The organism is Rubrivirga sp. (genome assembly GCF_049648075.1).
GTDB lineage: Bacteria > Bacteroidota > Rhodothermia > Rhodothermales > Rubricoccaceae > Rubrivirga.
In genome coordinates this window covers 17,219-31,217 of sequence record NZ_JBARYR010000235.1, presented here as the reverse complement: position 1 = coordinate 31,217, position 13,999 = coordinate 17,219, and the positions used below count along the sequence as shown (strand labels likewise).

Here is a 13,999-nt window from a genome sequence, read left to right as displayed (position 1 = left end):
CGCGACGCCCGTGCTCGCAGCCGTCGGCGCTCTCGCCGCTCTCGTGAATGACGTCACGCTCGTGGTCGAGCGCGACACGGACACCGCTACGGACGCCGTCGCCAACGCCGCGGACCCCGTCGCGACCGACGAGGCCGGCGACCAAGGCAAGACGGTCGGCAAGCCGTCCGGCGAGTAATCGGCCTCGAGGACGAACCGGGCGCCGGCTCCATGACGACGGAGGAGACCGGCGCCTTGCTGAACCCGCTCGTCGAGCGGTACGAACGGACCGCGTTCATCGAGGACGATCCGATCTCGGTCGTCCACGCGTTCGACGACCCCGCCGACCAAGAGGTGATCGGGCTCTATGCCGCGGTCCTCGCCTGGGGACGCCGCTCGGTCATCTTGTCGAAGCTGGCCGACCTGGTCGAGCGGATGGACGGCCGCCCGGCGCAGTTTGTCCGTGGGTTCTCGCCCGGATCGAGTGCCCTCGAGGGCTTTAAGCACCGGACGTTCTCGTCGGCCGACGCGGTGGCGCTCACGCGGTCCGTGCGGGCCGTCCTCGAGGACGTCGGGTCGCTCGAGGCGTTGTTCGTGCGCGGCCTCGAGGCCGACAGAGACATCGGCCCCGCGATTCAGACGTTCTCGGACACGCTGCTGACCATCGTCCCAGACGCGGGGATGCGGTCGAAGCACCTGGCGCGGCCGTCGACCGGGAGCGCGTGCAAAAGGCTGTCGATGTACGCACGCTGGATGACCCGTCCCGGACCGGTCGATCTTGGGGTTTGGTCCTCGGTCGATCCGTCCCAACTCGTCATCCCCCTCGACGTCCACACCGGAACGCAGGCGAGGCGGCTCGGACTGCTCTCGCGCCGCTACGACGACTGGCGGGCTGTCCAAGAGTTGACGGACGTCTGCCGCTCTCTTTCTCCAGAGGACCCCGCGCGGTACGACTTCGCGCTGTTCGGACTCGGAGCCTACCAAGGCCGCGAGATCCCGACCCAGAGCTGACGCCGTCCTCGAGGGCGCTACACCGTCTCGCCGATCGCGCGGTACGACTGGCGGTAGTACAGCAGTGGGTCAACCCCACTCCCATCGACCACGTCGGTCACGCGGCCGACGAACACCGTGTGGTCACCGGCCTCGAAGCGAGCGTGGGGCTCGCAGAGCAAGATCGAGAGCGCACCTCTTAATAGAGGCGGCCCGTCGCCCCGGACGTGAGCGAACGGCTCGAGCTGCCGATCGCCCTCGAGGTCGGGACGCGCAAAGTGCTCCGCGACGTCGGCCTGGGTCGACGCGAGGAGGTGGACGGCCCAGCCTCGGCCCTGCGAGAGCGCCTGGTGCAGCGACGAGCCGTGCGTCACGTTAAAGGACACGAGGGCCGGATCTAGCGAGACGCTCGCGAACGATCCGATGGTCGCCCCGCGCGGCTCTCCAGGGTCCGTCGTCACGACGGCGACGGGCGACGGCAGGTCGCGCAAGGCGTAGCGGAGGGCCTCTCCCGTCGCGGGGACGGAGGCCGGCCGCTCGGGGCGGAGATCGGTGGGAGGAGTAGACACGGGCGCTGTGACGAGGCACACCGTGCGCGGTTCGCGGCCTCGAGGGCGGACGTTGCTCGACCTCGAGAACGGGCGCGGCTCTCCTTCTCTCACCACGTCATCGCAAGCACTGGGGCCGCCTCGAGGACGGCTAGCCCGTGAAGGCGTCCTTGACGCGACTGAAGAATCCCTTTTTGCGGTTCTTTGGTGGAGCCGGCTTGAGATCGGGCTCGAGGCGAAGCTGCTCGAGCGCCTCGCGTAGAGGCTCTGAGAGCGACTCCGGGGTCCAGACGTGGACGCGGACGAGTTGATCGCCACGGCGACCGCCGCCGACCTCGGGGAGTCCTCGGCCCCGCATCCGCAGGATCCGGCCGCTCTGGATGCCCGCTTCGACCTGGAGCTTGGCCCGGCCTCGAAGCGTCGGGACCGTCGACTCGGTGCCGAGCGCGGCGTCGGGGAATGAGAGGAACAGGTCGTGGACGATGTCGAGACCTTCCCGCTCGAAGTGCTCGTGGGGCTGCTCCTCGATCTCGACGCGGAGGGCTCCCGGCGGGCCACCGCGGAGCCCGGCGTTGCCCGAACCCCGGATCTGGAGGTAGTGGCCGCTCGAGACGCCCGGCGGGACCTCGACGGTCACCTCCTCCTCGCCCTTGACGCGCCCCTCGCCGTCGCAGACGTGGCACGGGTCCGTGATGGTCCGGCCTTCGCCGTCGCACGTTGGGCACGCCTGGACGTTGACGAACTGGCCGAAGAACGACGTCGAGACCTGACGCACTTCGCCGACGCCCTCACACGTCGGGCAGGTTTGGAACCCGGCCTCACCGTCCTCGGCACCGGTCCCCTCGCAGTTGTCGCACCCGACGAACTTGCGGAGCTTCAGCTGGCGCTCGACGCCTTCCGCGATCTCCTCGAGCGAGAGCGACAGCCGGACTCGCAAGTCGCTGCCCGGCCGGCCCTGGCCGCGCCGACGGCGCTGGCCGCCCACGTCGCCGAAGGGGCCGCCTCCTCCCCCTCCGAAAATGTCGGAGAAGGCCGAGAAGATGTCGGAGATGTCCGAGAACCCGGCCTGCCCACCGCCGCCGGCACCGGAGACTCCGGCGCGTCCGAACCGGTCGTAGCGAGCCCGCTTCTCGGGGTTGGAGAGCACCTCGTAGGCCTCGGCGGCCTCCTTAAAAAGGGCCTCTGCCTCAGCGTCGCCCGGGTTGCGGTCGGGGTGCGACTGCATCGCCCGCTTGCGGTAGGCCTTTTTGATCTCGTCGGACGTCGCCTCGCGGGTGACGCCCAGGATCTCGTAGTAGTCGCGCTCGGCGGTCTCGGGCATGGGTTATTCGGCGACGATGACGCGGGCATGGCGGACGACGCGGTCACCGAGTCGGTATCCGGGCTGGATCTCAGCGAGGACCGTGCCGGACTCGGCGTCGTCGGTGGCGGCCTGCTGCATCATCGCCTCGTGCTGGTCCTCGTCGAACGGCTTCCCGACGGCCTCGATGGGCTCGACTCCGACCTTGTCGAGGGCGTCGGCGAACTTCTGGTAGACGAGCTCGATGCCCTGACTCAGCGCGTCGAACGACGCGGAGCCGGCGTCCTGTTTGGCGGCGCGGCGCGACGCGTCGAGCGAGCGGCGCAGGTCGTCGTAGACCTCGAGGACGGGGAGCAGCACGCCGAGACGGCCTTGACGGACGGCCTCCTCGCGGTCCGAGACCGAACGGCGGCGGTAGTTGTCGTACTCGGCGGTGACGCGGAGCAGGCGGTCCTGCAGGCGCTGCACGTCGAGGTCGGCGTCGGACGGGTCCGATTCGGAGTCCGGCTCGGGGATCGGCTGCGTCTCGTCCTCGAGGGCGTCGTCGGTGTCGAAGTGGGCGTCGGAAGGTGCCACAGGGCGATCAGGCATTAGAGACTCAGAAATCGTCGGCGGTAGGAAGATGCGGCTGGAAACGGCCCGGGTCGAACGAAACGGGTGGGGAGATCGGGGCGAATGGGACGGCGACTCGCGGGTGGCGTGCACCGCCCTCGAGGACGACGCGCCCGAATCCGGCAGGGCGGGTTAGTCGTCGGGCGTGTCGCCGAGCAGGCCGGCGACGTACTCGACCAGGCCGACGGCGCGGCCGTAGTCCATTCGCGTGGGTCCCAAGACGGCGACCGCGCCCACGCCATCGCCGGAGCGGTACGGGGCCGTCACGACGGAGTAGGTCGGACCGTCGGGGCGCCCGCGTTCGACCTCGCGGCCGATGAGGACGAGGGCGCGGTCGGGGTCGCCGTCGAGCAGTCGAGGACGCTCGAGCAGGTGGATCACCACGTCCTCGCTCTCGGCGAGCTCGACCACGTCGCGGACCCACTCGGGACGCGCGAACTCGGGCTGGGAGACAAGGTGCTGAGCGCCGCCGATCGCGGCGCGCCTCGAGGGCGGTTGGCGGAACAGGTCGGGGCCGTCGCGCAGCACGACGCGGACGATGCCGGTGCGGTCGTCGTCGGCCAGGTCCTGGACACGCTCGCGGCCCGTCCGGCGGATCTCCTCCAGGGTGTGACCGGCCAGGCGCTCGTTGAGACGTTGGACGATCGCGTCGAGGGCGTCAGAGCGGACCTCGGCGTCGACCTCGGCCGATAGCGTGCGGGCGTGGCCTCCTCTCAGTGCGAGCACGAACAGGACGCGAGAACCGCCGAGCGGGACGACCTCGATGCGGTCCAGGACGCCCGTCGACAAGCGGGGTGTGAGGACGACGCCCAGCAGCTGGCTGAGGCGGCCCAAGAGACGGCTGGTATCGCGAGCGATGGCCTCCTTATCGCCCAGACGGCGTCGGACGCTTTCCCGCAGCAAAGTGGCCTCGCGCGCGGAGAGCCCCGTGACGTCCATCAGGTCGTCCACGTAGAGGCGGTAGCCGGCCTCGGTCGGGACGCGTCCGGCCGACGTGTGCGGGTGCCCGAGGTACCCCGCGTCCTCGAGGCTGCGCATCGTCGCGCGGACGGACGCGCTCGACACGTCGACGTGCTCGGCCAGGGCCTTCGACCCGACCGGCGAGGCCGTGTCGATAAAGTTCTGCACGACGCGACGCAGGACGTCCTCTTCGCGCGACGAAAGGGAATGGTCGGGGGGACGATTCATGACCGGGTACCAACGAATCTAGCCGCTCGGTCGCGCCGACGCGCGCCATCCTTCACACGGACGTCACCGAGGCACGCCCCACACCATGATGCCGCCCAAGTGGGCCGTCCACGCGACGAGAGCGGCGGCGACGAACGCGGGCACGAACGCCAACACGCGTCCCCACAGCGGCTCGCGCGGCCTCGAGGGCGACGGCTCCTCGCCCTCGACCGGCTTGGGGCGGCGGAGACGCGCCGCGGAGGCCAGCCCAAACGCGAGGGTGCCGATCACGCTCGTCCACAACGTCCAGCGCGCCCCGTCGGAGTGGAGACCTACCACGTCCTCGACGACGGGGTCGCCCTCGACGGCGTTGTACAAGTCGTGTCCGGTCTCCCCCGCCGCCCACGCACTGAGGGCGCCCAGCGCGAAAAGGATGAGACCGGCCTGTCGCCACACGCCACGCCCGAGCACCAAGTAGAACGCGGCAGCCCCAGCCCCGAGCAGGAGCAGCACGAGCGGGAAGTGCACCGCCAGCGGGTGCAGGAACGGGATCTCGTACTGAGCGATGGGCTCCATAGCGGGGAGGGGTCGAGTTCGTCGGCCTCGAGGGCGACCGTTCGTAGCGTCGCGGCGGTCCCGAGGTTACACCTCGACCAGCGGCGTGCCGGTCATCGAGGGCGGGGCGCCGAGTCCCATGAGCGACAGGATCGTCGGGGCGACGTCGCCCAGGGCGCCGGGCGCGAGGTCGCCCTCGAAGCCGCCGCCCAGGATCGCGTGGGGGACCAGGACCGTTGTGTGGGCGGTGTGGGGCGAGCCGTCCGGGTTGCGCATCTTGTCGGCGTTGCCATGATCGGCCAAGACCTCGACGGTGTAGCCGCCCTCGAGGGCGGCCTCGACGACGGTCTTGGCGGCGTTGTCCACGGCCTCGACGGCGGCGACGGCGGCTTGGAAGACGCCCGTGTGCCCGACCATGTCGGGGTTGGCAAAGTTCAGGACGACCAAGTCCGGCGCTCGCTCGCGGATGGCTTCGGCCACGCGTCGCGACAGCTCGGGGGCGCTCATCTCGGGCTGGAGGTCGTAGGTCGCCACCTTGGGACTCGGGACCAGGATCCGCTCCTCGCCGGGGTACTGGATCTCGCGACCGCCGTTAAAGAAGAACGTGACGTGGGGGTACTTCTCGGTCTCGGCCGCGCGGAGCTGCGTCAGTCCCGCCCCCGCGATGACCTCTCCCAACACGCCCGGCAAGTCGTCCTTGACGAAGGCGACCGGGACGTCGAAGGCCGCGCTGTACGACGTCATCGTGACGTAGTGGACGTCTGGCACGACCTCGAGGTCGAACCCGTCGAAGCCCGGCTCTCTAAACGCGCGGGTGAGTTGCCGACCGCGGTCCGAGCGGAAGTTGAAGAACACGACCGCGTCGCCGTCCTCGATGCGGGTGCCGGCGCCGTCCCCGAGCCGGCCGGGCTCGACGAACTCGTCGGTGGTGCCGGCGGCGTAGCTCTCCTCGAGGAAGGCGGCGGGATCCGAGTAGCCCGTCCCCTCCCCCGTCGTCAGGAGTCGGTACGCTTTCTCGGTTCGCTCCCAGCGCTCGTCGCGGTCCATCGCCCAGTACCGCCCCACGACCGACCCGACCACGCCGACGCCGGCCGCCTCGATGGCGTCCTCGAGGTCGCGCACGTAGCCGGCCCCGCCGTCCGGGGCGGTGTCGCGGCCGTCGGTAAACGCGTGGATCACGACGCGGTCGGCCTCTAGGCCCTCGGCCGCGGCGAGGTGGAGCAGTGCCGCGACGTGGCGCAGGTGCGAGTGGACGCCCCCGTCGCTGAGCAGACCCATCAGGTGGAGCTTGGTGCCCCCGGCCTGGGCGTGCTGCACGGCCGCGCGCAGAGCCGGGTTCGCCATGATCTCCCCGTCCTCGATCGCCTTGTCGATCCGGGTGATGTCCTGGTAGACCACGCGCCCGGCTCCCAGGTTGAGGTGCCCGACCTCCGAGTTGCCCATCTGCCCGGCCGGCAACCCGACCGCTCGGCCGGACGCCTCCAGCGTCGAGGTCGCCGCCGTCGCGAACAGGTCGTCGAGGAACGGCGTCTCGGCCGCGTCGACGGCGGAGACCGAGGGGTCGTCGGCGATGCCGTAGCCGTCGAGGATCAAGAGGAGGTGCTTTCGGATCAAGGGGCCGCTGGTTGGGGACGATGGAAAGATCCGCGTTCGCCGACCTCGAGGCCGCAGAATCGACGAGGGGCTCAGGCCGTGGTGCCGCCCTCGAGGACGCTACCCCGGCGTGATGGCGGCGTCGGGATGAAGTGGGCCGCCATCGGTGCCGAGGAACGACGTGCAGTGCTGGCACCGGCTCGCCTTGTACGGGACCGTCACACGGCAGTACGCGCACTTTTTGGTCTCCGGCGTCTCGGGCTCGTCGGCCTCCCCGAACTCGTCTTGGATGGCCTGGCTCGCCCGTGTCACCAGCCGGACGACGGCGAACACGGCCATGGAAATCACCAGGAACGTCAGGAGGTTGGTCAAGAACTCGCCGTAGTCGAGCGTCACAGCGCCGGCCACCTCGGCCGCCTCCTTCGTGTCGTACGGCCCCGGTGCGGCGTCGCCCTCTCGGAGCAAGAGGTAGTAGTCCGAAAAGTCGGTCTTGCCGAGGATGAGCCCCAGCGGAGGCATCAGCAAGTCGTCCACGAGCGACCGCGCGACGGTCGTAAACGCCGCGCCGACGGTGAACCCGATCGCGAGATCGACCAGGTTGCCGCGGAGGGCGAAGGTCTTGAAGTCGGAGAGCAGCTTCACGGGAATGGGTGGCGGCGGCGATCCAAGATCCGACCTCGAGGCCGGAGCGGCACGCCTAAGCGTCGAGCGCTCGTCGCTTCGTGAACGCGGCCTCGAGAGCAGGAGACCTGTCGTCCTCGAGGACGAGGGACTCGAGCGGGCCGCTGGTCCCAGCTTTAGATCCGGTAGTCCTTCACGCGCTTCGTCGTGCGCCCCGTCCTCGAGTCGTACACGTTCATCGAGCCCGACCACGGGTCCGCGATCTGCTCGACGCCTCGGCGGTCCGTCTTCGAGGCCGGCTCGTCGAAGTAGCGGCCCGCGGTCTTCGAGAAGTAGCGGCCCTGTTTAGGATCGAGCCCCTCGAGGTCGGCAGGCAACGACTCGAGGGCGGCGTAGTAGTCGCACAGGTCGGTCACGGGGCACACGCCGCACGTCGGCGATCGCGCCAGGCACGTGTACCGACCGTGCAGGATGAACAAGTGGTGCGCGTCCGCCCACTCTTCGCGCGGGATCGCACGGCGCAGCCCCTTCTCGACCGCGTCCGGGGTCGCCTTGTCCTTGACGATCCCGATCCGGTTGGCGACGCGGAACACGTGGGTGTCGACGGCGATGGCGGCCTGGCCAAAGGCGACGGAAACGACGACGTTCGCGGTCTTCCGGCCGACGCCGGCCAGCTTGACCAAGTCCGAGTGTGCGCGGGGCACCTCACCGCCGAAATCGTCCACCAACATCCGCGCGGTCTTGGCGAGCGCCTTGGCCTTGTTGTTCGGGAACGAGATCGACGCGATAAACGGCAGGATCTCGTCCGCGGACGCACGCGCCATCAGCTCCGGCGTCGGGTACGACTCAAACAAGGCCGGCGTGATCATGTTGACGCGCTTGTCGGTGCACTGCGCCGACAGGATCACGGCGATCAGCAGCTCGAACGGGGTCCGGTAGGCGAGTTCGGTCTCGGGCTCGGGGATCGCGTCGCTCAGGCGATCGAGGACGGCGCGGGCTTTCTCCTTTCGGGTCACGAATCATCGAGGTCGGGCGGAGCAACCTACTCCGGCGTGACGGGCGGATGTGCCTTTGTGCGCGCTCTGACCGCGCGAAACAGGAAACCAAGCCCATGACTAATCAGGACTTCCCCCGCCTTGACGACCTGACGGACCAAATGGCTCACTTCACCATTTCATTCATTCCTGAAACCTGTGAATCGACATGAAACCACTCTTCAGCTGGGCCGAGTCCAACCGATCGGCAGCGCTCGACGTCGTCCGGATCTATCTGGGGATCGGGCTCGCCATCCGAGGCGTCACCTTTCTGGCCGACCCGTCGTCGCTGGCCGACCTCATCCCGTCCGGCAGCGAGAGTCCGTTCGCGACGCTGTCGATGGCCCACTATGTCGGACTGTCGCACTTGGTGGGAGGACTCTTCCTGGCCCTCGGCATCGCTACGCGGGTGGCAGCTGCTGTGCAAGTCCCGGCGCTAGCTGGCGCGGCGTTCCTCGTTCACCTTCCGGAGAGCGGGATTCTGGGTCAGTCGTTCGCGTTCTCAGCGTTCGTGCTGGCGCTCCTGCTCGTGTTCGTCGTGTGGGGATCTGGGCAGTGGTCCCTCGACCGGGCCGTGGAGGGGTGGTCGGAGAGGCAGAGGTCGGACGAGGAAGAGCTCGTCGCGACTACTGCCCAGCGCCTTCGTGCTCGGCCACGCCTCCCCTTGGCTCCGCCGCGCGCCGCGCGAGCTAGCTCGACGGAGACTCCGTGCGAGTGCGAGGACCGAGACCGCCACCATCCACACGCCAAGGAGCGCCGTGAGTATGGAGGCCTCAGCGGACTCCGGTTCATCACCGGCACTCATGCGCGCCCCACGCGCGTGGTCTTCCGCTGCACCGATTGTGACGGCGTCATCGAAGTGATCGAGGCCCCGGAAGACCTCGACGCGTTCAGATATGAACAGGTGGCGTAAGGCCACGGGGCTTGAGGATTCCGTCAGCCCCTAGTTTCGGGCCATGCGCCCATTGGTTCTTCTCGCCTTCGTCCTAGCTGCTCCCGTCACCGGTCAGACGCCCTCCCCAACTGGAAACGTCGGGCTCTCCGACTCCGCGCGGGTCTCGCTGCTGACCATGCTCCCCGGCGACGAGGTCTACAGCCTGTGGGGCCACAACGCGCTCCGCATCGAGGACGCCGCCGCCGGTCTGGACCGGGCCTACAACTACGGCACGTTCTCGTTCGAGCAGCCCAACTTCACGCTGCGGTTCCTGTCCGGCCGCCTCGACTACATCCTGGACGCCGCGCCGTACGCCGACGAAGTCGCCAAGTATCGCTTTCTCGGGCGGCCCGTCATCGAGCAAACGCTCGCCCTCGAGGCCGAGACCGTCCGCGCGCTCTACGACATCCTGGAGACGAACGCGCTCCCCCAGAACCGGAGCTACCGCTACGACTTCCTCCGCGACAACTGCTCGACGCGGCTCCTCGAGGTCGTCAACCAAGCCCTGACCCGTACGGGCCACCCTCCTGTCCGGCTCGAGCCGCCCGAGCAGGCCGTTACGTTCCGCGAGTTGGTCCGCCCGTACGCCGCCGGGCACCCGCTCGTCGACCTGGGGACGATGCTCGGCTTGGGCACGCCCATGGACCAAGAGGCCCAGCCAAGGGAAGCCATCTTCCTGCCCGACGCCCTTTCCGCCGCCCTCGAGGACGCGACCGTCGACGGAGAGCCGCTGGTCGCCCAGCGAGACACCGTGTTCTGGGTCGAGGGCGCCGACGTCCCCGAGCCCGCCTTTCCATGGCCGACGGCTCTCGCCTGGGTTCTGTTCGTCGGCACCGTCACCGCGACCGTGATTCGGCCTCGAGGCCGGCCCTCGAAGGCGGCCCGCTGGGGCGACGCGGCCCTCTTGGCGGCCGTCGGAGGCGCCGGAACGATTCTGCTCCTGCTCTGGATCGCGACGGACCACTACGTGACCGAAGCCAATGTCGAGTTGCTTTGGATGTGGCCTACGCACGCGGTCGCGGCGGTCGCGTTTCTACGGCCCGACCTCGGAACGGTAGGGCGTCGGTACGCCTGGGCAGCGGCCGGGGCGACGATCGTGGCCTTGCTGGGGTGGGCGTTGTGGCCCGAGCCGATGCACCCTGCCTTGGCGCCCCTCGGGCTCTTGCTCACGTTCCGGTTGGCGTGGCGGGGACAGGGGGAATCCTGAACTGAGGCCGGGTGGAGACTCGACGGCGTCGCACCCCGTTTGCCGATCATGCACGCCCTCCTCTATCGCTCCACGTCCCGCCCTGGTCTCATGGCACGGGACCTCAACGACATCATCGAGGAGGCCACGGTCCGGAACAGGGTCTTGGGCGTGACCGGGCTGCTCTTGTACGGTCGGATCGAGGCCATCGTGACCGCTTCGGGCCAGTTCGTGCAGTGGCTCGAGGGACCCGAGGACACCGTCGAGGCGCTCTACGACGCCATCTCTGAAGACCCTCGTCACACCGACCTCGAGGTGCTCGGTCGCGGCGACCTCGCCTCCGGCCTCGAGGACGCCGGGCCGCGCCTTTTCTCGGCCTGGTCGATGGGTCTGGTCCGCATGTCCGAGCTCCCGGCGACGCTCGACGGCTTCCTTCGGTTCTCGGCGACGTGGGACCGCTCGGACGTCGGGGAAGCGTCTCTCGCTGACTGACCCCCACACACCGCAGCTCGTACGGTGTGTGCGGCCGGGAGCCGGGTGTGAGAGGACGCATCTGTTCCGACGTACCCGCGTGGAGGCCACGGCCCGTGTCGGCTGGGGACTCTCCAGACCTGCCCGACGAACGCTCGGTCGTCTCTCTGAGCCAGCGCCCCCTCGAGGGCACCTTCGAACGAACCGCCCTCGATGGCGGTCACAAGGACGCCCGCGTTGTGGCCACTGGGTGCTCGTCGGACCTGACCTAGGGAGACTTCGCAGACGAGGCGGGCCGAATCTACCGCGACTGGTCCGTGAAAGAGACCACCACGGCGAAGCTCCCGTCCAGCCTCGGCGAGTTCCTCAGCCTCATGGCGCATCGGCCTCGGCTCAGCGTAGCCGGAGGCCTCAGTACCGCGTAGGGGAATCGAACCCCTATTACCAGGATGAAAACCTGGCGTCCTAACCGTTAGACGAACGCGGCGGGGTGGCGCCATAGAGACGCCGAGGGTGGCTGACGGGGGTTGAACCCGCGACCTTCCGGACCACAACCGGACGCTCTAACCAACTGAGCTACAGCCACCATCTCCGTGCAAGCACGGTACCGCAAATCTACGAGGGCAGACCCCGCTCGCTCCACTGTGACGGTGAAAATCTGCAGAGGGACGCGAGCAGGACGCTACCGGAGAACCGCCACCTTGCCGGCCCGCGACGAACCGTCGGATCCCACCGCCGCCACCAAGTAGACACCGGAAGGGACGGGCCGCCCCTGCTGATCGCGACCGTCCCAGCGGAACGAGCCGCCCGAGACATCCGCTGAGAACACGACGTCCCCTGCGACGGTGACGACCCGGACCTGGGACGTCGGAGACGACAAGCCGCGAACGACGACTCCCTCGGAGCTCTCGGCCGGGCGGAACGGTTGGGGCGCCGCGACGAGCTCCTCCGAGCGCGGGTCGAATCGCGTCGCGTCGCCAGGTGAGCTGAACAGCCCTTCGCTGGTCACGAAGAACACGCGGCCCGAGCCCGGATCGACAGCGATCGAGAACACGCCGTCGCTCGGGAGCGGGCTCGTGGCGGCGGTCACGGTGCGGACCAGGCCGTCGCCGTCCGCGTTGATGAGGTAGGCGCCGCTCGACGTTCCGACCCAGACCTGCCCTGCGGGGTCGACCTCGAGGTCGAACACCTCGACATCGCGGAGCAGGAAGTCGCGACCGTCCTCGAGGCGGGGCCACTGCGGCGTGGCCAGCTCTGGGCTGCCGCCGAACGCCTGGCTCGGCGAGAACACGAACGCGACTCCGCGGTCGGTCCCGATCCAGACGCGCCCCCGGCCGTCCACGACGACGTCAACGACCTCGTTTCCGGGAATCCCAGAACCGCTGCCGCCGCCCGTAAAGCGGACGGCCCGGTCGTCGGCTGCGGAGAGAGGGTCGTCACCGGTGTCCCACGCGCCGAGCCCGGCGCCCTCGAGGGCGATCCACTTTTGGCCGAACTCGTCGATGGCGAGTTGCTTGGCGGCCGCCGTCGCGGGAATCCCTGCCGGGTAGGGAAACCCGACCCACTGCTCGCCATCGAACCGATGGAGCGGCAGGCTCGACGCGTTCAGCATCCAGACGACGTCGTCCTCGAAAGCGACATCGTCGACGACGACGAAGTTTGGCTCGCCCGTAGCCGTGCGGAGCGACGAGTTTGAAGGCGTGTAGTTGACGGCCCCCTCGGCACTGCCGTCGGGCGGAAAGACCGTGACGCCATCTCCGTTCGAGCCTGCGTAGAACGACCCGTCCGGCCCGACGGACGCCGCGCGAAAGGACTGCCGGGCGATGTCGATGCTCGGATCGTTCGAGCGGTACGCCGTCCACGTCTCGCCCTCGAGGCGCCCCACCGACGCGAACCCGGCCGACTCCAGCGTCTCCGTGACCAGCCAGAGCACGCCGTCCGCGCCGACGTCGATGTCGGTGATGTTGGTCGAGAGCGGTCCGGGCGGGGTCGTGACCTGCGGCGTGATCGTGATGCGCCCGGCGCCGGGAGCGGTGTCCGGGATCGGGAACAGTCCGAGGGCGTCGTCGCTGGCCCAGACCGTGCCGTCAGGCCCCACCACGACGCCGGACTGGACGGTCGCGCCGATCGGCTCGAAGACGGTGGCGTCCCCTGCGGACGGCGGGATGACGTAGACGAACGTCGGGGACTGACCGTAGACCCGGTCCCCAAAGCGGAGAAGGTCCGTGACGACGTTGTCGATGAAGAGCTGCCGCTCCCAGACTCCCGCGTCCGACCGGCGGTACAGATCTCGCGCCCCGACCGGCCCTCCGCCGGCGAACACGCGGCCGTCGTACTCCGTCAGGCTGAACGCCGCGCCCTCGAGGTCGGCACGCGTCCAGGCGCCCGGGGCTTGGAGGTTGTCGGTCGCGAGTGAGGCGTAGACCAGCCCTCCGTCGCTCGCCGCCCAAATCCCGGGCTGGCCGTCGGGCAACGGAGCCAGGAGAACGTCATTGACGGGTGTCCCGGCCTCGACGTTGGCCAGGCGGGTGTAGGCGCTCCGCACGTTCCGCGCATCGGCATCGAGGACGACCACACCGAAGTCGGTCGAGAGGTAGAGCACGTTGTCCTCGACGTCGATCCGGCGGATGCCGCGTGACGCGTACTGGTCGGCGCGTGAGACGCCGAACACCTTCTGGATCTCGCGGCTGTCGGGATCGAGGCTCTCCACGACCCCGCTCTCGTACCCGATCCACAACAGGCCTCGTGCCTCGTCGAACGCGAGAGCGCCGACGGGTCCGCCCTCGAGGCCGTCGATCGAGGTCACGGTCTCGAGCTCGCCTGTCGAGGTCGAGTAAAAGAAGACTCCGCCGTCGGCCGAGGCCCACAGGCCGTCCGGGGACGCCGTCAAGGCGGAGATCTCGTTGTACGAGGGGTAGGCTCTCCATCCCTCCGCCGACTGTGCGAAGACGGGGGCGACGAAGAGGACGAGGAGGGCGAGCGGTGCGCGCATGTTCCGCATGGGCGGAG

13 protein-coding genes and 2 tRNA genes are annotated in these 13,999 nt (G+C 69.1%); 4 read left to right on the top strand and 11 right to left on the bottom strand.

Annotation, left to right across the window (positions count from 1 at the left end; all coding sequences use genetic code 11):
• The first annotated feature begins 210 nt into the window (after positions 1–210).
• Complete coding sequence (locus tag WBA11_RS07080; protein ID WP_424520001.1) at positions 211–990, top strand: TIGR02757 family protein; 780 nt, start codon at positions 211–213, stop codon at positions 988–990.
• Between the two features lie 17 nt (positions 991–1,007).
• Here the strand turns inward: WBA11_RS07080 and WBA11_RS07075 are convergent, their stop codons facing one another.
• The 8 genes from WBA11_RS07075 to nth all read right to left on the bottom strand — a co-directional run bounded on the left by WBA11_RS07075 (position 1,008) and on the right by nth (position 8,381).
• Complete coding sequence (locus tag WBA11_RS07075; protein ID WP_424520000.1) at positions 1,008–1,538, bottom strand: flavin reductase family protein; 531 nt, start codon at positions 1,536–1,538, stop codon at positions 1,008–1,010.
• A gap of 130 nt (positions 1,539–1,668) precedes the next feature.
• The gene (dnaJ, locus tag WBA11_RS07070) at positions 1,669–2,838 is read right to left on the bottom strand and encodes a molecular chaperone DnaJ (protein WP_424519999.1); all 1,170 of its coding nucleotides are present in this window, start codon (positions 2,836–2,838) and stop codon (positions 1,669–1,671) included.
• Positions 2,839–2,841: 3 nt separating this feature from the next.
• The gene (locus WBA11_RS07065) at positions 2,842–3,393 is read right to left on the bottom strand and encodes a nucleotide exchange factor GrpE (protein ID WP_424519998.1); all 552 of its coding nucleotides are present in this window, start codon (positions 3,391–3,393) and stop codon (positions 2,842–2,844) included.
• Between the two features lie 168 nt (positions 3,394–3,561).
• On the bottom strand, positions 3,562–4,617 hold the full coding sequence (gene hrcA, locus WBA11_RS07060; RefSeq protein ID WP_424519997.1) for a heat-inducible transcriptional repressor HrcA: 1,056 nt from the start codon (positions 4,615–4,617) through the stop codon (positions 3,562–3,564).
• 63 nt (positions 4,618–4,680) lie between these two features.
• Positions 4,681–5,172, bottom strand: coding sequence for a DUF2231 domain-containing protein (locus tag WBA11_RS07055; protein WP_424519996.1), 492 nt, complete (start codon positions 5,170–5,172; stop codon positions 4,681–4,683).
• A gap of 66 nt (positions 5,173–5,238) precedes the next feature.
• Positions 5,239–6,765: a 2,3-bisphosphoglycerate-independent phosphoglycerate mutase gene (gene gpmI, locus WBA11_RS07050; protein ID WP_424519995.1), complete on the bottom strand. Its 1,527-nt coding sequence runs from the start codon at positions 6,763–6,765 to the stop codon at positions 5,239–5,241.
• 99 nt (positions 6,766–6,864) lie between these two features.
• Positions 6,865–7,386 (bottom strand): large conductance mechanosensitive channel protein MscL, encoded by a 522-nt coding sequence (mscL, locus tag WBA11_RS07045; RefSeq protein WP_424519994.1) that lies wholly within the window; start codon positions 7,384–7,386, stop codon positions 6,865–6,867.
• A 155-nt stretch (positions 7,387–7,541) separates the two neighbouring features.
• Positions 7,542–8,381, bottom strand: a complete 840-nt coding sequence (gene nth, locus WBA11_RS07040; protein WP_424519993.1) for an endonuclease III — start codon at positions 8,379–8,381, stop codon at positions 7,542–7,544.
• A 187-nt stretch (positions 8,382–8,568) separates the two neighbouring features.
• Between nth and WBA11_RS07035 the strand changes: the two genes are divergently transcribed.
• Genes WBA11_RS07035 through WBA11_RS07025 form a run of 3 tightly spaced genes read left to right on the top strand, consistent with a single transcriptional unit; the run spans position 8,569 to position 11,011 of the window.
• Complete coding sequence (locus tag WBA11_RS07035; protein WP_424519992.1) at positions 8,569–9,312, top strand: DoxX family protein; 744 nt, start codon at positions 8,569–8,571, stop codon at positions 9,310–9,312.
• A 43-nt stretch (positions 9,313–9,355) separates the two neighbouring features.
• Positions 9,356–10,540 (top strand): DUF4105 domain-containing protein, encoded by a 1,185-nt coding sequence (locus tag WBA11_RS07030; protein WP_424519991.1) that lies wholly within the window; start codon positions 9,356–9,358, stop codon positions 10,538–10,540.
• A gap of 48 nt (positions 10,541–10,588) precedes the next feature.
• Positions 10,589–11,011 carry a BLUF domain-containing protein gene (locus tag WBA11_RS07025; RefSeq protein WP_424519990.1) on the top strand — a complete coding sequence of 141 codons (423 nt, stop codon included), beginning with the start codon at positions 10,589–10,591 and terminating at the stop codon, positions 11,009–11,011.
• A gap of 394 nt (positions 11,012–11,405) precedes the next feature.
• On the opposite strand, the gene WBA11_RS07020 is transcribed toward WBA11_RS07025, so the two are convergent.
• The 3 genes from WBA11_RS07020 to WBA11_RS07010 form a co-directional block, all read right to left on the bottom strand.
• A tRNA-Glu gene (locus tag WBA11_RS07020) sits at positions 11,406–11,477 on the bottom strand.
• A gap of 25 nt (positions 11,478–11,502) precedes the next feature.
• Positions 11,503–11,576: transfer RNA gene (locus tag WBA11_RS07015), tRNA-His, on the bottom strand.
• Between the two features lie 96 nt (positions 11,577–11,672).
• On the bottom strand, positions 11,673–13,982 hold the full coding sequence (locus tag WBA11_RS07010; RefSeq protein ID WP_424519989.1) for a two-component regulator propeller domain-containing protein: 2,310 nt from the start codon (positions 13,980–13,982) through the stop codon (positions 11,673–11,675).
• Positions 13,983–13,999 lie beyond the last annotated feature (17 nt).